At 62.1% G+C, this 19348-nt stretch carries 16 protein-coding genes; 8 read left to right on the plus strand and 8 right to left on the minus strand.

The features are described from left to right. Positions 1-160: 160 nt before the first annotated feature. The gene (locus RHOOR92_RS0116455) at positions 161-2290 is read right to left on the minus strand and encodes a S9 family peptidase (RefSeq protein WP_027490741.1); all 2130 of its coding nucleotides are present in this window, start codon (positions 2288-2290) and stop codon (positions 161-163) included. A 190-nt stretch (positions 2291-2480) separates the two neighbouring features. Between RHOOR92_RS0116455 and RHOOR92_RS0116460 the strand changes: the two genes are divergently transcribed. The 7 genes from RHOOR92_RS0116460 (at position 2481) to RHOOR92_RS19405 (ending at position 11755) form a co-directional block, all read left to right on the plus strand. Further along, positions 2481-2924, plus strand: a complete 444-nt coding sequence (locus RHOOR92_RS0116460; RefSeq protein ID WP_027490742.1) for a pilin — start codon at positions 2481-2483, stop codon at positions 2922-2924. Between the two features lie 342 nt (positions 2925-3266). Beyond that, complete coding sequence (locus tag RHOOR92_RS0116465) at positions 3267-3707, plus strand: pilin (RefSeq protein WP_027490743.1); 441 nt, start codon at positions 3267-3269, stop codon at positions 3705-3707. Positions 3708-3773: 66 nt separating this feature from the next. Continuing rightward, entirely contained in the window at positions 3774-5786 is a 2013-nt protein-coding gene (locus RHOOR92_RS0116470; protein WP_027490744.1) for a hypothetical protein, read from the plus strand. Continuing rightward, positions 5786-7750, plus strand: coding sequence for a hypothetical protein (locus RHOOR92_RS0116475; RefSeq protein WP_027490745.1), 1965 nt, complete (start codon positions 5786-5788; stop codon positions 7748-7750). The genes RHOOR92_RS0116470 and RHOOR92_RS0116475 overlap by 1 nt, the downstream gene beginning before the upstream one ends. A gap of 399 nt (positions 7751-8149) precedes the next feature. Continuing rightward, positions 8150-9397, plus strand: coding sequence for a lipopolysaccharide biosynthesis protein (locus RHOOR92_RS0116480; RefSeq protein ID WP_027490746.1), 1248 nt, complete (start codon positions 8150-8152; stop codon positions 9395-9397). A gap of 496 nt (positions 9398-9893) precedes the next feature. Continuing rightward, entirely contained in the window at positions 9894-10751 is an 858-nt protein-coding gene (locus tag RHOOR92_RS19400) for a class I SAM-dependent methyltransferase (RefSeq protein WP_196802027.1), read from the plus strand. Beyond that, a complete protein-coding gene (locus RHOOR92_RS19405) occupies positions 10748-11755 on the plus strand; it encodes a glycosyltransferase (protein WP_196802028.1) in 1008 nt (335 codons plus the stop codon). The genes RHOOR92_RS19400 and RHOOR92_RS19405 overlap by 4 nt, the downstream gene beginning before the upstream one ends. Positions 11756-11814: 59 nt before the next feature. Here RHOOR92_RS19405 and RHOOR92_RS19410 read toward each other — a convergent pair whose 3' ends face one another. The 7 genes from RHOOR92_RS19410 to RHOOR92_RS0116510 form a co-directional block, all read right to left on the minus strand. Then, positions 11815-12714 carry a glycosyltransferase gene (locus tag RHOOR92_RS19410; RefSeq protein ID WP_196802029.1) on the minus strand — a complete coding sequence of 300 codons (900 nt, stop codon included), beginning with the start codon at positions 12712-12714 and terminating at the stop codon, positions 11815-11817. Then, entirely contained in the window at positions 12698-13648 is a 951-nt protein-coding gene (locus RHOOR92_RS0116485; RefSeq protein ID WP_027490747.1) for a glycosyltransferase family 2 protein, read from the minus strand. The genes RHOOR92_RS19410 and RHOOR92_RS0116485 overlap by 17 nt, the downstream gene beginning before the upstream one ends. After that, positions 13645-13941: a hypothetical protein gene (locus RHOOR92_RS0116490; protein WP_027490748.1), complete on the minus strand. Its 297-nt coding sequence runs from the start codon at positions 13939-13941 to the stop codon at positions 13645-13647. Before RHOOR92_RS0116490 ends, RHOOR92_RS0116485 begins: the two co-directional genes overlap by 4 nt. After that, complete coding sequence (locus tag RHOOR92_RS0116495; protein ID WP_027490749.1) at positions 13938-15191, minus strand: glycosyltransferase family 4 protein; 1254 nt, start codon at positions 15189-15191, stop codon at positions 13938-13940. The genes RHOOR92_RS0116490 and RHOOR92_RS0116495 overlap by 4 nt, the downstream gene beginning before the upstream one ends. Next, entirely contained in the window at positions 15184-16038 is an 855-nt protein-coding gene (locus RHOOR92_RS0116500) for a glycosyltransferase family 2 protein (RefSeq protein WP_027490750.1), read from the minus strand. Before RHOOR92_RS0116500 ends, RHOOR92_RS0116495 begins: the two co-directional genes overlap by 8 nt. Positions 16039-16329: 291 nt before the next feature. Beyond that, positions 16330-16725, minus strand: a complete 396-nt coding sequence (locus RHOOR92_RS0116505) for a type II toxin-antitoxin system VapC family toxin (RefSeq protein WP_007513922.1) — start codon at positions 16723-16725, stop codon at positions 16330-16332. After that, a complete protein-coding gene (locus tag RHOOR92_RS0116510) occupies positions 16722-16964 on the minus strand; it encodes an AbrB/MazE/SpoVT family DNA-binding domain-containing protein (protein ID WP_007513924.1) in 243 nt (80 codons plus the stop codon). Before RHOOR92_RS0116510 ends, RHOOR92_RS0116505 begins: the two co-directional genes overlap by 4 nt. Before the next feature lie 633 nt (positions 16965-17597). Between RHOOR92_RS0116510 and pilB the strand changes: the two genes are divergently transcribed. Further along, complete coding sequence (pilB, locus tag RHOOR92_RS0116515; protein WP_027490751.1) at positions 17598-19322, plus strand: type IV-A pilus assembly ATPase PilB; 1725 nt, start codon at positions 17598-17600, stop codon at positions 19320-19322. Positions 19323-19348 lie beyond the last annotated feature (26 nt).

A 19348-nucleotide genomic window follows, 5' to 3' on the forward strand; every position in this document is an offset into this window, starting at 1 on the left:
CTCGCCAGCCCGGAGCTACCCCTCCTAACCTCCCCCTGCCTTGCAGGGAGAGGAACCAAAAGCCCGCACCACCGCAAGAGCCGTGCTCCCTCCCCCACCTTGCAGGGAGGCACAAAAAAACGGCGGCCCGGAGTCCGCCGTTTTCATCATGCGAACCGGCTCAATGCGAGGCGGCTTTTGGAGCGTCCTTGGCCGTCCACTGCTTCAGCCAGGCGTTCACCGCGTCGTGCCACTGCACGCTGTTGTGCGGCTTCAGCACCCAGTGGTTCTCGTCGGGGAAGGTCAGGAACTGGCTGGGGATGCCGCGACGCTGCATGGCAGTGAACGCGCCCAGGCCCTGGGTGATCGGGATGCGGAAATCCTTGGCGCTGTGCACTACCAGCATCGGCACACGCCAGTCCTTGACGTGGTCGAGCGGGTTGAACTTCTCGTAGTTCTCCGGGTGCTCGTACTGGGTGCCGCCGTTCTCGCGCTCCTCGAACCACAGCTCCTCGGTGTCGTAGTACATGGCGCGGGTGTCGAACACGCCGTCGTGGTCGACCAGGCACTTCCACGGCTGGTTCCACACGCCGGCGATCCAGTAGGTCATGTAGCCGCCGTAGCTGGCGCCGAGCGCGCAGGCGCGGTCGCCGTCGAGGAAGCTGTACTTGTCCAGCGCGGCTTTCCAGCCCAGCTTCAGGTCCTCCAGCGGCTTGCCACCCCAGTCGCCGGAGATCGAGTCGGTGAACGCCTGGCCGTAGCCGGTGGAGCCGTGGAAGTTCACCGTCACCACCGCAAAGCCCTGGCCGGCATAGGTCTGCGGGTTCCAGCGGTAGCTCCAGCCGTTGCTCATCGCGCCCTGCGGGCCGCCGTGGATAATGAACGCGACCGGGTAGGTCTTGTCCGACTGGTAGTCGACCGGCTTCACCACGTAACCCTGCACGGTCTCGTTGTTCCAGCCCTTGAAGGTGAAGAACTCGGCGTCGCCCATCGTCGTGTTCTTCAGGTCCGCCGCATTGAAGTGGGTGACCTGCTTCAGGCCGCTGCCGTCGGCGACGGCGAGATAGACATCGGCCGGCCGCTTCAGGTCGTCACGGGTCAACAGCAGCTTGCCGGCGGCCAGCGAGAAGCCGCCCACCGTGCCCTCACCGACCAGCTGGCTGACCTTGCCGCTGGCCGCGTCGATCGCGAACAGCGGGTGCTGGCCGTTGTCGTCGGCGGTGGCGTACAGCGTCTTGCCGTCGGCGGAAAGCGCCAGGCCGCCGGGCGAGCGGTCCCACTGCGGGTCCACCTCATGCTTCGCGCCGCTGGCCAGGTCCAGCGCCATGATCGCGAAACGATCGGCCTCGAAGCCCGGCGTCTTCATCGCCAGGTAGTACAGCGTCTTGCCGTCCGGCGAGGCCACCGGGTACGCGTCCCACGCCTTGTTTTCGGCAGTGAGGTTCTTCGGTGCGGCCGAGCCGTCGGCCGGCACGCTGTACACGTCGAAATTGGTCGACCACGGCTCGCTGCTGCCGGCGATGCGCGCGTCGAAATACACGGTCCTGCCATCCGGCGCGAAGCCGAACTCGCCCTCGTCGCCGAACGGCTTGCTCGGCACGTCGCCGTCGATGCCACGGCTGAGCCGCTTCGGCTCGCCGGCCAGCTGGCCCTTGCCGTCGAAGCGGGTCACGAACAGCTGGTTGCGCCGACCGTCGGCCCAGGTATCCCAATGCCGCACGAACAGCTTGTCGTAGAGCGTGCCGCTGGCCTTGTCCTTGGCGCGCGCGTCGAGGCGCTGCTGCGTGCAGGCCAGCGTGGCGCAGTCGGTGAACACCTCGTACGACAGCAGCACCTGCTTGCCGTCCGGCGACAGCTTGTAGCCGCCGAGATCCAGCACGCCATGACTGACCTGCACCGGCACGGCATGTTTGGCCAGGCTCAAACCGCCCTTGCCGCCCAGATCCACCCGCCACAGCTGCGCCACACCCTTGGCCGGCGCCACGAAATACAGGCTGCGCCCGTCCGCCGACCAGCGCGCCGAGCCGCCCTTGTCCACCACCTTCACCGGCTGACCGCCCTTGGCCAGATCCAGCACGTAGACCGCGTTGACGCCCTTGTTCGCCGCGTAGTCGGTACTGCGCACGCCGAACGCCGCGTAGCGCCCGTCCGGCGACAGCTGCGGGTCGCCGACCCGATCCATCATCACCAGGTCGCGCACGTTGAAGGCATGCGCCCCCTCGGCCTTGACGAAGCTGGTATCCACGACGTCACCCGCCATCGCGGGCACCGCCACCAGCGCGAGCAGCAGCGCGGCAATCAGAGGTTTCATGGGGTATCCCCTTGGGTGGTCAAAGCGGTGACGGTAAAGCGCCGGCCTGCCGGGACGCAAGCAAGCCGCGACCGGGCTACCGGGGCATGGACCATACGGCCGAACGCACCGTTGTGATGCGCCGCACACTCCGTTTTCACATTTGGTACAAAACGTGCCTGTCCCCGGTGTACTCACAGGGGAGTCCACCATGTTGCGCCAGCGCATTTCCGCCGGTTTCACCTTGATCGAACTGATGATCGTCGTGGCGATCATCGCGATCCTGGCCGCCATCGCCATTCCGGCGTATCAGGATTACCTGATCCGGACGCAGGTTACCGAGGGCATGAGCCTGGCGGACGGGGCTAAGTCCGCGGTGTGGGACTTCATCTCCAACACCGGGCGGTTCCCGCCTAACAACCAGTCGGCGGGCCTGGCCAAAAACACATCGATTGGGGGCAATTACGTATCCAGTGTGGACGTGACGGGTGGTGCCATCAAGGTGCTCTACCAGGGAGCCAAAGCCAACACCCATATCAACGGCGGCAGCATATACCTGCTGCTTTCGCCCATCACCCATGCAGGCAGCATCGCCTGGACGTGCTCAGCCAGTACGCTGGATCCAAAGTACTTGCCCTCTTCCTGCCGCAGGTAGCCATAGGCTCGAATCGCCACAGCGCACACAAACTGACAATCAACGTCACTTTTGGCCTGTTCGGGACACGCCGGGCAACGCAGCACTTGGGTCACAATTTTTGGATCCACAGGGCATCATCGGCACTGCTTGCGGGCTTTCGTGACGACGGGCACAATCCAAGCGCCTACAGGTGTGAGGGAATACACCTGCGGCAAACGTGGCATACATGCTGCTTGACTTTGCCGCGAGCTTCCTGGTCGTTCCGACCATGCGAATGGGGTCCGATCCCGCCTAGGGGGATAAAGGGACTGGGGCTCAGGGGGCATCACACGGTTAGCTAACCAAAACAGAGGAACCACCATGAAGAAGATGCAGAAGGGCTTCACCCTGATCGAACTGATGATCGTGGTCGCGATCATCGCGATCCTCGCCGCGATCGCCATCCCTGCCTACCAGGATTACCTGATCCGTACGCAGGTGTCCGAGGGCGCGGTGCTGACCGACGGCGCCAAGACGGCCGTTGCCGAGTTCTACTCGAACCGCGGCGCCCTGACCAATGCCAAGAACGCCAGTATCGGTTTGGCGCAATCCCAAAGTATCAACGGACAGTACGTCAGCAAAGTTGAGGTTGTGGGTGGCGTCATCACTGCCTCGTTCGGTGGCCCGAAGGCGAACGTGACAGCCCTGCCCAGCTCCAAGACTTTCGTGCTCTCCCCCATCACCCAGTCCGGGTCGATCAAGTGGACCTGCACTGGGTCGACGGTCGATCAGAAGTACCTGCCAACTTCGTGCCGCAAGTAATCGGCGACAGACATCGCCAGCGTAGAAGGGCCGCCATGCGCGGCCCTTCTTTTTTCAGGAAATACGATGCACCGTCGTTTTTTGGCTCCTTCCCTGCTCCTGTTGTTAGGTTTGGGATTGACTTGGGTTGCTTACTCACCCGGCCTGCACGGCGGTTTTCTGTTCGACGACTTCGCCAACCTACCCGCATTGGGCGTTACTGGCCCCACTGATGATTGGCTTGCCTTTTTGCGCTACATCACTTCCGGCACTGCCGATCCCACAGGCCGCCCACTGACGCTACTGACGTTTCTGCTCGATGCACAAAATTGGCCTGCAAGTCCGTTCCCATTCAAACGTACCAACCTGATCTTCCACCTGATCAACGGAATCTTGCTCTACGCTTTGCTGGCTCAGTTAGGTCGCCTGCTGGGTCACGATGAACGGCAAAGCCGAACAGCCGCCCTGTTGGGAACCGCCCTCTGGCTGTTGCATCCCCTGCTGGTCTCCACCACGCTGTACATTGTACAGCGCGAGGCAATGCTGCCAGCCACCTGCACTCTCGTCGGCCTGCTGCTCTGGCTGCATGGTCGCCAACTGTTGACCCAAGGCAAAACCGCGGCAGGCATGGCGTGGAGCGTTCTTGGCCTGGGTGGCTTCACGCTATTGGGGATGCTAGCCAAGGCCAACGGCGTGCTGCTGCCGATATTCGCCCTGTTGATTGAGGCCGTCGTGCTTGCGCCGCGCCACCCCGTGCAACATGGCCGAGCACGACAGACACACCGGCTAGCCTTGCTTGCATGCGGCACCGCTCCCTCGCTCATCATCCTCGGCTATCTGTCTTGGACCGGCCTCCACAGCGTGCTGGCCGGCGGCCCGGTGGGATTCCGTCCGTGGAGCATTGGCCAGCGCCTGCTCACTGAACCGCGCGTGCTGCTGGACTACCTCCAGCTATTGTGGCTGCCGCGCCCATTCTCCAGTGGCCTGTTCAACGACCAGTACGTCGCCTCGACCTCGTGGCTGCAGCCAATCACCACGCTACCCGCCATATTGGCCGTGTTCGTCCTGATCGGGCTGGCTTGGCGGCAACGCCGGCGATATCCCGCACTCGCCTTGACGATGCTATTCTACTTCGCGGGCCAGTTGCTGGAATCCACCTCGATACCGCTGGAGCTCTATTTCGAGCATCGCAACTACTTACCTGCCCTGCTGATGTTCTGGCCACTTGGTCTGTGGTTGGCCGATATACGCAGCCTCCGCCTGCTCAAGGTCGCCTTAATGCTGGTGCTGCCGCTGGGCTTGGCTTGGATGACCCACGCCCGCGCCGAGCTATGGGGCAACGTGCACAGCCAAGCACTCCTTTGGGCCAAAATCAATCCCGATTCGGCACGTGCCCAGACCAATGCCGCGCAGATCGAGATGCAGGCCGGGCAACCGCAAGCGGCCATCCAACGCCTGGAAAAACTGCTCGTGGGTCAGCCAAGTCAGGTGCAGCTTGCCTTCAACCTGATCGGCGCGCGCTGCATGGTCGGCGGCATCACGGCTACTGATCTTGCTGCAGCGAAGCTCGCCATGCAGGGCACGCCGAATACCGGCACCCTGTTCACCCACTGGTTCGAGCGCACACTGCCCGTGACGATCTCCGGCGAATGCCCCGGGTTGACCCTCCAAGGCCTGCTGGAACTGATCGACACCGGGCTGGAGAATCCGAAGCTGTCCGCCGCTGGCCCCCGACAGGATCTGACCTACCTGCGTGGCAAGATCGCGCTCGCGCAGGGTCGGCCGGATGCGGCTCTGGCCGATTTCACCCGCGCGCTCGACCTGCAGGTGCGGCCCGGCATAGCCCTCGAAGCCGCCGCGACCCTAGGCGCCGCCGGCTACCCGTCACACGGCTTGCGCTTGCTCGACCACTACGAAGCGGTCAGCGGGAACGTCACGAAACCCGGCTTCGGCATGCCATGGCTGCACGCATGGGTGCTCGAACACCAGCACTACTGGCCCCACGAGCTGGATCACCTGCGCCGACAACTCGCGCTCGACGCCAGAGCAGGCTCCATGAATACTTCCCGCCATACTTCTCCAGCAGGCACTCCAGATTGATGGACCTCCTTCGCCGCTCGCCATGGCGCCTCCTGACGCTACTTGGCGCCTTCGCCATCACTCTGGCCGTCTACTGGCCGGGACTATCCGGCGGCTTCCTGTTCGACGACTACCCCAACATCGTCGACAACAAGGGCGTACAACCGCACGATGCCAGCTTTCCCTCGCTGGTCGGTGCGGCGCTGGCCTCGCCGGCCAGCGAGTTCAAGCGACCACTGTCGTCGCTCAGCTTTGCCGTCAACTACCTGACAACCGGCATCGATCCGTACTGGATGAAGCTGACCAACCTGCTGATCCATCTGCTGAACGGCTGGCTGGTGTATCTGCTCTCGATGGCGCTGCTGCGATCTGATCCCTCCGGTCGGCATCCGCGCACCCCGCTCATTGCCGCACTGATCGCTACCGGCTGGATGCTGTTGCCGATCAACCTCACCGCCGTGTTGTATGTCGTGCAGCGCATGGAAAGCATGGCCAACCTGTTCGTGCTGCTGGGGTTGCTCGGCTACGTGACAGGTCGCCGCCGCATGCTCGGGTACCTCACGGATCATGCGAGCGGCGGAACCTGGCGGGGCTTGATCCTGTGCGCAGCGAGCATCACGATACCGACAGTCCTCGGTATCCTCGCCAAGGAAACCGCGGTGATGCTTCCCCTGTATGCACTCCTGGTCGAATGGACGCTGTTCCGTTTCGGCAGGCCGATACAGGCGCAGCATGACGCGTCGTCGCCGCAACGCGCCGACCTGCGCATAATCGGCCTGTTCCTGCTAGTACTCGCCTTGCCCATGGTGGTGGGGCTGGCTTGGTTGCTGCCCGGTGTGCTGAGGCCAGAAACCTGGGCTGCTCGCGATTTCACCCTAGGCACCCGCCTGCTCAGCGAAGCGCGCATCGTCGTCGACTACATCGCCTGGATCCTGCTGCCCACGCCGGGCGCGCTGTCGTTCTATCACGACGACTTCCAGGTTTCGACCGGATTGCTCTCCCCCTGGAGCACGCTGGTCTGCATGGCTTTTCTTGCCGCCCTGATCGCATTGATGCTGTGGCTGCGCCGGAGCAGGCCATTGGCGGCGCTCGGCATCGCCCTGTTCCTCGGCTGCCAGTTGCTCACTGGCACCATCCTTCCGCTGGAACTGATCTACGAGCACCGCAACTACTTCGCCAGCTTCGGCCTGCTGCTGGCGATCGTGCCACTGCTCGCCGTACCGCGAGACTCCCTGCTACCCCTGCCGCGATATGCGTTGCTGACCGGACTGATACTCTGTTGGACCGTCCTGACCGCCCTCACCGCCTGCGCCTGGGGCAACCCGCTGCGCCTGGCAGAAGATCTCGCCGCGCGCGCCCCGCAGTCGCCGCGTGCCCAATACGAACTGGGCCGCACCTACATCATCTACTCGCACTACGATCCCGCTTCGCCGTTCACCCGGCTTGCCTACGTACCGCTGGAAAACGCGGCTGCACTGCCGAACTCATCGATTCTTCCGGAACAGGCGCTGATTTTCATGAACGCGCGCATGGGGCTGCCGATCAAGGAGGCGTGGTGGAACAGCATGATTGCCAAGCTCAGAGCGCATAAGCCTGGCGTGCAGGACGAAAGTTCGCTGGGAGCGCTAACTCGCTGCGCCCGTGAGGAACGCTGCGATCTGCCCAAGCAACATATGACCGAGGCGTTTCTTGCAGCACTGTCGCATCCACACCCAAGCGCCCGACTGTTGGCTACCTATGGAGACTACGCGTGGAATGTGCTCAACGAGCATGCGTTGGGTTTACAGATGCTCTCGGATGCCACTACCACCGCGCCAGGCGAACCCGCCTACCACATCACCTTGGCGCGCATGCTGGCGGCCCAAGGACGCTATGCAGAGGTGGAGAAACAAATTGCGGCGCTACAGTCACTCAATACCGGCGGCAGGTTGGAGCGCGATATTGCAAGCATGCGGGCGCTGGTGCCAACAGAATCCGGCGGGTGATTTTCGGTCTAACAGAGCGCCTCGCCATGACACCGCCTCAAATGGACTGACGATGCGCTAGGCTATCGGCACTCTTGGTGAAATTCCTGCGCCAACAAATGCCACGATGAGAAAATTTGCCTGTAGCAACGGCCTGTCTGACAGCGACGAAACGCACGCGACACAGGAGAGCCACAATAGTGTTGTCGTGCCATCACCGCCATAGGCGCCACACCATCATCGTACCCTCCGATCGCGTACGGACGCACCCGCGCAAACCAGTAGTGCCGTGCAATGCGCAGCGGTTTGCCGGCAGGGCGCCGGTACTCACCGTGCAAGGCTACACTGCTCATCCAGCACAGGGAATTTGTTTGTGCCGCGGTGCAGTCGGCTGCGTCACATCGGTGCAGAGTAACCCCCATGCGGTTTGAGATCCTACGCGGCCCGATTGCGAGAGGTACGATCCGCACCACATTTGTGCTCGGAATGCGGCTTGTCGTCCAAGCCGGCACGTTGTTGATCGTCGCGCGCATGTTGGGGCCGCAGCAGTTTGGCGCGTTTGCAGGCGTCAGTGCGCTGGCGGTGATTCTGGGCACGCTGTCGACCTTCGGTACGCATGTCGTACTGATCAAATCCGTATCCTCCGACCGTTCCAGTCGGCACGACATACTCGCATACGCCATACCGATTACGACAATCTGCGGCTGCGTGTTGCTCGGCATTTACTTGTCCACCGTGCTGCTGGCGCTGCCTGAAACCGGCATTCCAATGGCTGCCCTGATCGCCATCGGCGTCACGGAACTGCTAATGCAACCGCTTTACGGCCTTCCGATCGCCGAACGGCTGGCAATGGGTCAGGTGGCGCGCTCGCAGTTGATGCAAGTCCTGCCGCTGGCACTGCGTCTCATCACAGCTGCGGCCGTGTTCATGCTGGCACCCGCCAACCCACTGGCGGCGTATGCCGCGGGTTACTTCGCCGCATCATTGGTCGCGCTTGGCTTCGCAGCCATGATAACTCGCGACTGCTGGCCTCCAGTTCGCCACTGGCGACTGCCCAGTCAACGCGAATTGAGGCATACCGCAGGCTATGCAGCTTCAAACTTCACCAGCAATGGTCCAGGAGAGCTCGACAAGACCCTGGCCGCCAAGCTGCTCCCACTTGCCATGGCTGGGCTTTACTCCGCAGGTGCGCGAGTAATTGGCGCGGCTACGCTACCTGTTGTGGCGATGGTGCTTTCCGCAGTTCCTCGTCTGTTCCGCGAAGGGCGGGCGCAGCCGAAGCGCACCGCCCACCTGCTGCGCTGGGTCTTCGGAGCGGCGCTGGCCTATGGCCTTGTGTTGGCCAGCATCATGCGGCTGATCGCGCCCTGCTTCGACTGGATCTTCGGCGCGAAATACCATGGCCTCGACACCATGATTCAATGGTTGTGCCTGGCAATACCCGGGATAACGCTGCGCCTGGCGGCCGGCACGGTGCTCGTCACACTGGACAAGCCATGGTTGCGCGTCGGATATGAAATAGCCGGACTAACAGTGCTAGTGGTGGCGGCAAGTATCCTCGCGACAACGGTCGGCACGGTTGGCATGCCACTCGCGTTAGCCTTGTCCGAGTGGCTGATGGCCGCAGTGGGGATTGGCCTGATCGTAAAGATTCAGCGTCTATCATGATTCTGTACTGGTTCTGCACGGCGCCGACTAGAAATCGTATATTCTGGCTACCGCTATTGCACCCAACGCCGTGATAAGAATTAGGGATCATAGTGGTTTCTTAGGTCAGCGAGGGCGCTACAGGCAGCGCGCGGGTCGAGCCCCCTCCTTGCCGATGGGGTTGTGGTTGTAGTGGTCGCTGTTCCATGCGTCAGCATCCACCGCCGTCGTAAGCCGGAAAATTGCCCTAACCACCGTTGTTTCACCGTCCCTGCACGTTACTCACCCACACATGAATATTAATGCCACCATCACGCCAAATAAGGCCAGTGACTGGCCAGCAGATGGGATAGAAGCCGTCGATGCTTGCCCTCTCTGCGGCAGCCGCCACCGCACACTCCTACATGTCGGTTTGACGGACAGGCTATTCGGCGCACCCGGGAGTTGGTCGTTGCATCGCTGCACCGATTGTGGCCTAGGCTACCTCGCACCACGGCCCACCCGCCAAACGATCGGCTTGGCCTATGCGAACTACAGCACGCATGCCCCTGCGCTGAAGCCCAAGCGAACCGGCATACTGGGCAATCTACGCGATTGCATCCGCAACGGTTACCTTAACCGCCGCTATGGCTACAAGCTGCAGCCGGCTCCGGCCTGGGGATACTGGGCTATGTACCTCCTACCCGCACCGATCCGGTGGGAACAAGATCAGCATGCACGCCACCTGCCGCCACCCCATTCACCCTGCGAGCGATTGCTTGATATCGGCTGCGGGAACGGCGAATTTCTCATCAACGCCCGTGCGGCAGGGTGGGCCGTCCTAGGCCTCGAACCAGACAAACAGGCAGCATCCATAGGAAGGCAGCATGGTTTGGAAGTTCACTGCACCACCTACGACTGTGCCGATCTCCCGCCGGAAAGTTTTGATGTTATTACCTCCAACCAAGTGATAGAACACGTGCATGATCCGCACGCATTCGTCTCCCGGATCCATCACTGGCTCAAGCCCGGTGGAACTGTCTGGATTGGAACACCCAATCTCGACTCACTCATGCACGCGCACTTCGGTATCAACTACGGAAATCTGCACCCCCCACAGCACTTGCTCATGTTCTCGCCATCAACACTCCGCAGATTATTCGAGTATCACGGTTTCGCCTCAATTGAGTTTCATAAGCGCGGCTTCCACGACTACAGCCAGTCACTTGGGAGCGCTGCACTCATGCGCGGAGAGGCTGGCCCTTCGGTGTATCTCGGGGTCAAGCACGCACCACTCCGAGACAAGATCCGAGGCATGTACTTTGAGCTCGCAGCATGGCGGGATTTCCGAGCCTGCAGCGACTTGGTCATGTTGGCGAAAAAAGCATCGTCATGAGCACGAGTCAAAAAAATATCCATGTAGCGGTGCTCGCCTACGGCAACCGGTCACGTGAGCTTGGGCTTGTTCTTGATCGCCTTGAATCGTTAGGTATCGAGCGCATTGTCGTCATTGCCAACTGCGTCAGCCAATCTGTCCTAAATACGATCCAATCCCATGCATTGCGGGGTCGCACCAAGATCGACTCACGCAACTTCACCCACAATATAGGATCTGCTGGCGGCTACTCGGAAGCAATTCGCGCAGCCTTTTGCGATCCGTCGTGCAATGCCGTCTGGCTATTAGATGACGACAATTTACCCGCGCCCGATTGTTTCGGGAAACTGCTGGAAGCGTATCGATTGACAGGCATTAGCATCCCCACGCTGCTGGCATGCCGTCGGCCATCACTACCCGAGATGCAACGAATCGACCCTACCCAGTGGCAAAGACATCCTGCGAGGGGAAGTTGCATCGGCTTCAACTTAATCAACATCCTCAGGCGATTGCGATCCCCACCCTTGCTGGAAATAGACCCAAGTGGCCTGATTCCACTCGCGTGGACTGTTTACGGCGGATTACTCTTGCCGCGTGCGGTCTTCAACACCGGTGAGCTGCCGATGGAGTCGCTGCATCTGTACGGCGATGACATGGAGTGGACCGCACGCCTCTCCAGAAACGGATTCCGAATCATGCTCGTGCCTGAGGCTCGAATCGACGACCTGCAGCCACCGTGGAGCGCAGCAGGAGAGACCACCTCCAATCTTCTTCGCAGAATTTGTTATCTCGATGATCATCGGGTTTATTTTGAGGCAAGAAATCGAAACTGGCTCGCACTTACTGCGTTCAAAGGAAATGCGTTGCTTTACCGTCTCAATCGGTCTCTATATTTACTGGCCGCGTTGATTATCGCTGTCCGATATCAGCGCATACGCCGGTTCAGATTGCTGAGGCAAGCGATTCGGGATGCAGAGCTCGGCAAACTTGGAGATTGCTTACCCGGCAAATTGGGTGCCAAGTAGCAGTAACATTCTAACTCTATCCTACTATTGAACTACTGACTGAAGCGGAGCAAAAGCGCTTATCGTTTGCATGCAGGAGTGAGATCACGGAAACGGTTTAACAACACATCCACAGTCGCCATCCAGAGACCCTGCCACGGCCACAGGGAGTGTAAGCGCACACTGCGAATGAAGGCTCGCATCGGCAGCGAGCAGCAACGCGCCAACAAGAACAACACCCGCTCCCGACGATTATGGGCAAGTTTTCGTGCGAGTAGCCAGTGTCCGCGCACCATGTGATATTCGTAGAACAAGGAGCCATTCCGTGCACTGGTCGAAGTCGCATGCTGGACGAGAGCGTCCTGCACCCAAGTTGCGCGTAACCCTCGCTGCGCGAGGCATGCACCCAGCATGACGTCTTCCCCGTAAAAGAAGAAGTCCTCATCGAATAGGCCTTCATAATCGGTATCTGCCCCAAGCAGCAGGCAGCATCCGCTTGGGTATTCGACGGTTCCAGCATGCGCGTGCCGCAAATACAGTGCGAATACACGTTGGTAGTAACCTATCAGCGGCCGAGTCATGTGTTGCGGACCGTCCTCGACAACGGTCGGTACCGCCAAAGGCGCATCGCACAGGCAACTGGCCAACCGTTGCATCGCGCCCGCTGCCAACCGGGCATCGGAATTGATCAGTAGTACAGGGGAATGCCGCTGCGAACGAATATGCCGCAGGCCGTGATTCACGCCAGCCGCGAACCCCAGATTTCGTTCCGGACTCAACCACTCCATCACGAATCCGGTTGCCTCCAGGCGTGCGATGCCCGTTGCCATCGCCCCTACCGAGCGGCCGGCATCTTCGGAATTATCCACGACAACCGCTCGTCGGACGCCTTCGGCATGCAAGGCGTCGAGACACGCCAACGTTGCTTGCGGCGTACGAAAATGCAACACCAACGCAACGACGTCACTGCTGCTGGTCACATTCCCTCCCTGGGCTTGCGGCGAGCGCATCGTGCACGCCTCGCAGCATGTGTGAAAGTTGTGCCTTGGCGTTGCGGAAAGTAAGCAGCGCAACGCCGGCGGTAATGGTGAGTTTGACCACCGCCCAACACTTCCAGACACGCGGCACGTACGAGCGTCGCATCAACGTTACGGCATTGCGGAACAGATAGTAGTGGCGCAACGGCGAACGTGATGGCCACACCCGCCATCCAAAACACCAAAATCGCATACTGGTCTGGCCCATCCGGTGATCGAATACCGCGTTCGGGATGCCCCACAGTCCGTAGCCGGCATGCAACACGCGAAACGCCCATTCCGTATCCACGTGATCGATGAAAAAGGATTCATCGAGCCCCCCGAGCTGCTCGAACAATGCCGTCCGCACGAGCGTACCGCTACCGTTGAGGTTGGCACACGGTACCGGTTCCCTGGAATCCACTGCGGGGTATGCTCGTTTCCAGCGCCAGCGCGTGCACTGGTGAAATCCGTGCGTGAGCTTTGTCTGTGGATCACGCAACGTGGGACCGACGCAGCCGACGCGGCGACCGCTGGTTTCAAGACCCTGAAAACCCTGCATCAACGTCGCAACACTGTCAGGCTGCGGTTCGCTGTCCTGATCCAGCAACAGCACAAATGTCGCGGGTGCAGACATACTCGCTGCCGCGTGCACGCCACGATTGACCGCTGCGGCCAACCCAAGGTTGGCATCGTTGCGCAGGATCCTGACGTCCGGCCGCTGAGCTGCCAGTGTATCGATCCGGGCGAACACATCAGGCCGCGATGCATTGTCCACGATGAACTTCGTGCAATCGACGGGCAAGGTACGCAACTGCGCATCCAGCAGTGCCAAGTCGGGATTGAACGTGACCGTGACCGTCGCCAGCGTGGTGTTTTTTGTGTTCACGGAAGTCATGCTCCGCGCCAACTATGGCGATAAATCAAGTTCGAGGTGATCTCCCGCAACGGTTTCAGCCACCTATCGGGCACCATGCCAAGCCACCGCGCAAGCATGACGCGCGGCTGTTCAATGGCCACGGTTTCGCGCAGCACCTCAGTGCAGATGCGGTAACCAACGCCATCCAGAATGCGCAGCGGCTGCCGGCGAACGGCCAGGTCCAGCAGCCACTCGATCTTCAGCGCTTCCCGATCACGCGAGACCAGATCGAGCGCAACGTGGGGCAGGCGTTGAGGTCGTGGTACGGTCATCGCGGGCTGGAGGTAGAAGTGGCTGACATTATGGAGTGCAGATGGTGCTGTAGCTGCATGCCGAACTCCGGCCACGCAAATCGACGTGCAAACTCGACGCACGATGATCTCAGGCTTTCGCGCTCGGCCAAGGCGGCGATGATCGCATCGGACAGGGCCGCATAATCGCCGGGTGGCACCAGATACCCGGAGCGCCCCTCGGCCACGGCATCGACGATGCCGCCAGTGGCGAACGCCACGCTGGGCAGACCATGCGCGGCGGCCTCGACCGCCACCATGCCGAAGCCTTCCGGGTCACCGGGAATATCTCGCACCGGGAAGATGTGCACGTCGGACGCACGATAGATCGCGCCGAGTTTGGCATAGTCGGTAATAGTGCCGAGGAACAGCAGGTGCCCATCGACGCCTGCGACCCTGGCTGCGGCGCGGATGGATTCCGGCGTTTGCGCCTCGGCGTGCAGCGCCTGCCTTGGCGCATCGCCGACGACCAGCAGCAATGCTTTCGGTCGCGCGGCAACGATGCGTGGCAAGACGTGGCTGACAAACTCGCGCAGTCCCTTCCGAGTGGACAAGCGGCCGACCGACAACAGCAGGGGGCGATCACCGAGGCGGTGCGCCTGGCGAAACCGCGCTGCGCCCCCAGACACAACGAGGCTAGACGCAAAGGCACTGGATCCCGGCTTCCGCCGGGATGACGGTTCCGATCCCTGCTCGACCTTGTCGGCAGCCTCGACGGGCAAATCGACTCCGGGATGCACGATAGCGATGCGCGCGGGGTCGACCCCGACACTGCGACAAAGTTCGGCCGTAGCGTGACTGTTGGCAATGACGCGATCCGCGCTGCGGATCGCGCGCAACCAGATGGCGCGGTAGACGGGGTGCCTCACCGCCACGTCGAGACCATGCACATACACGCAGGTCTTCGCCCCGCACAACCGAGCGGCGGACCGTGCAATGGGCGCGGTGAGTCCACTACCCGCCAACATAATGTCAGGCTTCCAAGCCCGCGCCTCGCGTCGTGCCAGCATCCGAGCCTGCAGCAGGAACCTCCACAGTGGCTGCAACCGTGCCTCGCGCACGATGACACCTGCAGGGGCCATGGCGGCGGAACCGGATGGGCCGATCACACGCACATCCGCTGCCTTGGACAACTCATCGGCCATGTGCCAGTTGAGTCGCTCCATCCCGCCGACCAGCGGTGGCAGGTTACGGGTCACGAGCAGGATGCGCAGCCCCTGTGAGTCAAGCATCTCGGCGATACGTCAGCGCCGTGATCTGCTCCGACACCAGCCCGATCAGAAACACGATCACCGCAGCGCTCCACATCAGCGTGCTGCCGTTGGTGAGGCGACCTTCGTGCGCGAAGGTCCAGGCGTAGTTGGCGCAGCCGAGCAGGAAGAACAGGCCGCTCGCCGGCACGAACAGCTTCAGCGGCGAATACAGCGTGGCGATCTTGAAGATGATCAGCAGGAAGCGCACGCCGTCGCGCAGGGGTTTGATGTGGCTTTTGCCGACACGCTGTGCCGCCTTGATCGGAATGTAGGCGACCGGGTAGGCGCTCCGGAAGAACGCCATGGTGCTGGTGGTGGGGTAGCTGAAGCCGTTCGGCAGCAGGTGCAGGAACTCGCGGAACTTGTCCGCGCGCACGGCGCGGAAGCCGGAGGTGAGGTCGAGCACGGGGTGACCGGTCATCTTGGTGGCCAGCCAGTTGTAGAAGGTGTTGGCGATGCCGCGGCCGACGCCAGCTTGGCTGCCCCAATCGCGGGCGCCCACCACCATGTCGTAGCCGCGGTTCAACTGGTCGAGCAGGCGGGCGACGTCGGCCGGGTCGTGCTGGCCATCGCCGTCCATGAACACCAGGATGTCACCGCTGGCGGCACGGGTGCCGCGCTTGATCGCCGCGCCGTTGCCCATCGAGTACGGCGAACTGAGGCAGGTGACACCGTTGTCCTTGCAGATGCGGCGAGTGTCGTCGGTGGAACCGTCGTCGACCACGATGAGCTCGGCCTCGGGCTGGGCGGCGCGCAGGCGCGGCAGCAGTGCGGCCAGCGCGGGCGCCTCGTTCTTGGCGGGAAGGATGATGCTCAGGCGGTTCAACAGGCGGCTCCCCCGGGTGGAGCGGGGATCATAGCGTGAAGGCCGGGCGCAGGTTGCAGAAGGGGTTGGGTTTTTTGAGGGCTTCATCCAGCGCGGTGGCTGGGCAGCGGGGCGCCTACCCTATCGCGTCAAGTAACTTCGAAAACCCTCGAACGTCCGTCATTCCAACGAAAGTTGGAATCCAGTGCCTTGGCTGTTCAAGGGCTTGGAGTCGCTGAATCCCAGCTTTCGCCGGGATGACGAACAAAAACCGAGTTATTCGAGGTGCCCGTCAGGCAATCCGGCCAGACGTCAGGTGATCAGGCTCATGCCGGCATGTTTGGCGGCACCGCGGTCAAACGTCATGGTGTGTTCGCAGCCGGCGGACGTAGCGGTGCATGCGATCAGGCAGTCGGCAAAATCTGCCTTGGAGTTGCGGTAAACGCGCACTGCTTTCCAGACGACCTCCGCACGCTCCACTATCAACTCCTTGGTGCGTAGCAGGGCTTCCAGTGCTTCGGTGAGCTGCGCGCGGTCCAGGCCATACGCCGCACCCAGCACCCAGGCCAATTCGATCACGGATACGATCGAAATCCAGCCCGGCGCCTCGACGGTCAGCGCGTCGAGCAAGGCCGAGGCCTTGGCCGACTGCGTCGTATCGTCCTGCATGATGTAACGCACCAGGACATTGGTATCCAGGCCGATCATTTCGCCGCCGCACCCGCCGCTGCGATCGCGGCGTTCATCTGCTCGATCGACACCGGTTTGCGCGCTTTGCCGAACATGCCCTTGAGTGCGCTCACGGAGCGCGTGGCAGCGATGAACTCATACCGGCCAGGCTCGATTTCCACAAATTCCACCCGATCCCCGGCACGCACATGCATGGCCTCACGCACGGCAACCGGAATCGTGATCTGGCCCTTGCTGGTAACGCTGGCGGTGGTCATGGCCTTCTCCTTCGAGTTCCTTATATCATTGTAAGGAGCTAGAGATGCGCGATCAAGGTAGCCGGGCGCATCGGCCGTGCTTGCACCGTGCAGATGCGCGGATCACCCAGGAACCGGGCCTAGTGATTGCCTTGTCGGCAACACCATTCCGGCGAGAGCGGCGGGCAGCGCTCGCTCTACCCGCTGCTTCCTCCCCTGCTCGCCCTTCAAAGGACTTCCCATGGTCGCTGGGGAGGGTTGGTGGGGTTGCGTCCGGACGAGAGATCAAGAGCTTTACCCCCTCCTGGCCTCCCCCTGCAAGCAGGGGGAGGGACCAGATATGGAGTTCCTGCAAGCAGGGGGAGGGACCAGATATGGAGTTCCTGCACGCAGGGGGAGGGACCGGATATGGGGTTCCTGCACGCAGGGGGAGGGACCGGATATGGGGTTCCTGCGCAGGGAGGGCCCGGCTTGGTGTCCCTGGCTCAAACGGAGAGGGGCCGTGCGGGATGTCTTGACCGATACGGCAAGCGGGCCCGCGAGGTGGGTTTGCGCACTGCGTCAACCTGTGCGGCCCTGCCCACCAACGATGGGTGACCTGCGCGCCGGACTGCGGTAGATTCAACAACATACAGGGGCAAGGTCGAGTAGGTTATGTCATCTCAATTACAGCCGTCGCTTGCGGGCTTGTCCGGCATGGCCCGCCGGTTGGTCTCCGAAGGCGTGATGCCGGAGGACGTGGTACGCAAGGCCATGGCCGACAGCAGCCAGCAGAAGGCCACGCTGGGCGCCTGGCTGCTGGACCGCAGCCTGGTCGACAGCGCCGAACTGACCCGGATCGCCTCGGCCGAATTCGGCATGCCGATGATGGACGTGGCCGCGCTGAACCCGGCCACGATGCCGCTGGACCTGATCAGCGAGGCGCTGATCACCAAGCACCAGGCGCTGCCGCTGTTCCGCCGCGGCAAGCGGCTGTACGTGGGCATCGCCGACCCGATGCAGTCGCATGCGCTGGACGAGATCAAGTTCCACTCCAACTGCATGGTGGAGCCGATCCTGGTGGAGCGTGGCTCGCTGCAGCGAGTGATCGAAACCCTGCTCAACAACATGCGCAACACCATGCCCGAGATGGGCGGGGGCGAGCTGGACGAGCTGGACATCGAGGGCGGCGACGACGAGGGCGAGTCGAGCAGCGGCGTCGATGCGAACGCGAACGACGACGCGCCGGTGGTGAAGTTCGTCAACAAGATCCTGGTCGACGCGATCCGCCGCGGCGCCTCGGACATCCATTTCGAGCCGTTCGAGACGCAGTACCGCGTGCGCCTGCGCATGGACGGCATGCTGAAGGCGGTGGCCAACCCGCCGATGAAGATGGCCAACCGCATCTCCTCGCGCATCAAGGTGATGGCCCAGCTGGACATCGCCGAGAAGCGCGTGCCGCAGGACGGCCGCATCAAGCTCAACCTGTCCAAGACCCGCGCGGTCGACTTTCGCGTGAGCACGCTGCCGACGCTGTTCGGCGAGAAGATCGTGCTGCGCATCCTGGACGGCTCCTCGGCCAGGATCGGCATCGAGAAGCTGGGCTACGAGCCGAACCAGCAGAAGCTCTACGTCGATGCGATCCATAAGCCGTACGGCATGGTGCTGGTCACCGGCCCCACCGGCTCGGGCAAGACGGTGTCGCTGTACACCGGCCTGAACATGCTCAACACCGCCGAGCGCAACATCTCGACGGTGGAAGACCCGGTGGAAATCCGCGTCGAGGGCATCAACCAGGTGCAGCAGAACGTGAAGCGCGGCATGACCTTTGCCAGCGCGCTGCGCTCGTTCCTGCGCCAGGACCCGGACGTGATCATGGTCGGCGAGATCCGCGACCTGGAGACCGCCGAGATCGCGATCAAGGCGGCGCAGACCGGTCACATGGTGCTGTCCACCCTGCACACCAACGACGCGGCGCAGACCATCTCGCGCCTGATGAACATGGGCATCGCGCCGTACAACATCACCTCGTCGGTGACCCTGATCATCGCCCAGCGCCTGGCGCGGCGCCTGCACGACTGCAAGAAGCCGATCGAGCTGCCGCCCAAGGTGCTGCTGGACGCCGGCTTCACCCAGGCCGACATCGACGCGGGGCTGACCATCTATGAAGCCGGCGGCTGCGACGGCTGCAACGAGGGCTACAAGGGCCGTGTCGGCATCTACCAGGTGATGCCGATGCTGGAGGATATCCAGAAGATCATTCTGCAAGGCGGCAACGCGCTGCAGATCGCCGAGGTGGCCAAGGCCGCCGGCATCAACGACCTGCGCGCGTCGGCCCTGCTGAAGGTGAAGCAGGGGCTGACCAGCCTGACCGAGATCGACCGCGTCACCAAGGAATGAGCGGCGGATATGGGATCCCTTTTGCA

Source organism: Rhodanobacter sp. OR92, assembly GCF_000427545.1.
Lineage (GTDB): Bacteria > Pseudomonadota > Gammaproteobacteria > Xanthomonadales > Rhodanobacteraceae > Rhodanobacter > Rhodanobacter denitrificans.

Excerpts from the sequence above, each read along its gene's own strand:
- RHOOR92_RS0116505 (WP_007513922.1), bottom strand. The coding sequence starts at position 16,725 with ATGATCGGCCTGGATACCAATGTCCTGGTGCGTTACATCATGCAGGAC.
- RHOOR92_RS0116475 (WP_027490745.1), top strand. The coding sequence starts at position 5,786 with ATGGACCTCCTTCGCCGCTCGCCATGGCGCCTCCTGACGCTACTTGGC.
- RHOOR92_RS0116480 (WP_027490746.1), top strand. The coding sequence starts at position 8,150 with ATGCGGTTTGAGATCCTACGCGGCCCGATTGCGAGAGGTACGATCCGC.
- RHOOR92_RS0116485 (WP_027490747.1), bottom strand. The coding sequence starts at position 13,648 with ATGACTTCCGTGAACACAAAAAACACCACGCTGGCGACGGTCACGGTC.
- RHOOR92_RS0116490 (WP_027490748.1), bottom strand. The coding sequence starts at position 13,941 with ATGACCGTACCACGACCTCAACGCCTGCCCCACGTTGCGCTCGATCTG.
- RHOOR92_RS0116460 (WP_027490742.1), top strand. The coding sequence starts at position 2,481 with ATGTTGCGCCAGCGCATTTCCGCCGGTTTCACCTTGATCGAACTGATG.
- RHOOR92_RS0116470 (WP_027490744.1), top strand. The coding sequence starts at position 3,774 with ATGCACCGTCGTTTTTTGGCTCCTTCCCTGCTCCTGTTGTTAGGTTTG.
- RHOOR92_RS0116510 (WP_007513924.1), bottom strand. The coding sequence starts at position 16,964 with ATGACCACCGCCAGCGTTACCAGCAAGGGCCAGATCACGATTCCGGTT.
- RHOOR92_RS0116455 (WP_027490741.1), bottom strand. The coding sequence starts at position 2,290 with ATGAAACCTCTGATTGCCGCGCTGCTGCTCGCGCTGGTGGCGGTGCCC.
- RHOOR92_RS0116465 (WP_027490743.1), top strand. The coding sequence starts at position 3,267 with ATGAAGAAGATGCAGAAGGGCTTCACCCTGATCGAACTGATGATCGTG.
- RHOOR92_RS0116495 (WP_027490749.1), bottom strand. The coding sequence starts at position 15,191 with ATGCTTGACTCACAGGGGCTGCGCATCCTGCTCGTGACCCGTAACCTG.
- pilB (WP_027490751.1), top strand. The coding sequence starts at position 17,598 with ATGTCATCTCAATTACAGCCGTCGCTTGCGGGCTTGTCCGGCATGGCC.
- RHOOR92_RS19405 (WP_196802028.1), top strand. The coding sequence starts at position 10,748 with ATGAGCACGAGTCAAAAAAATATCCATGTAGCGGTGCTCGCCTACGGC.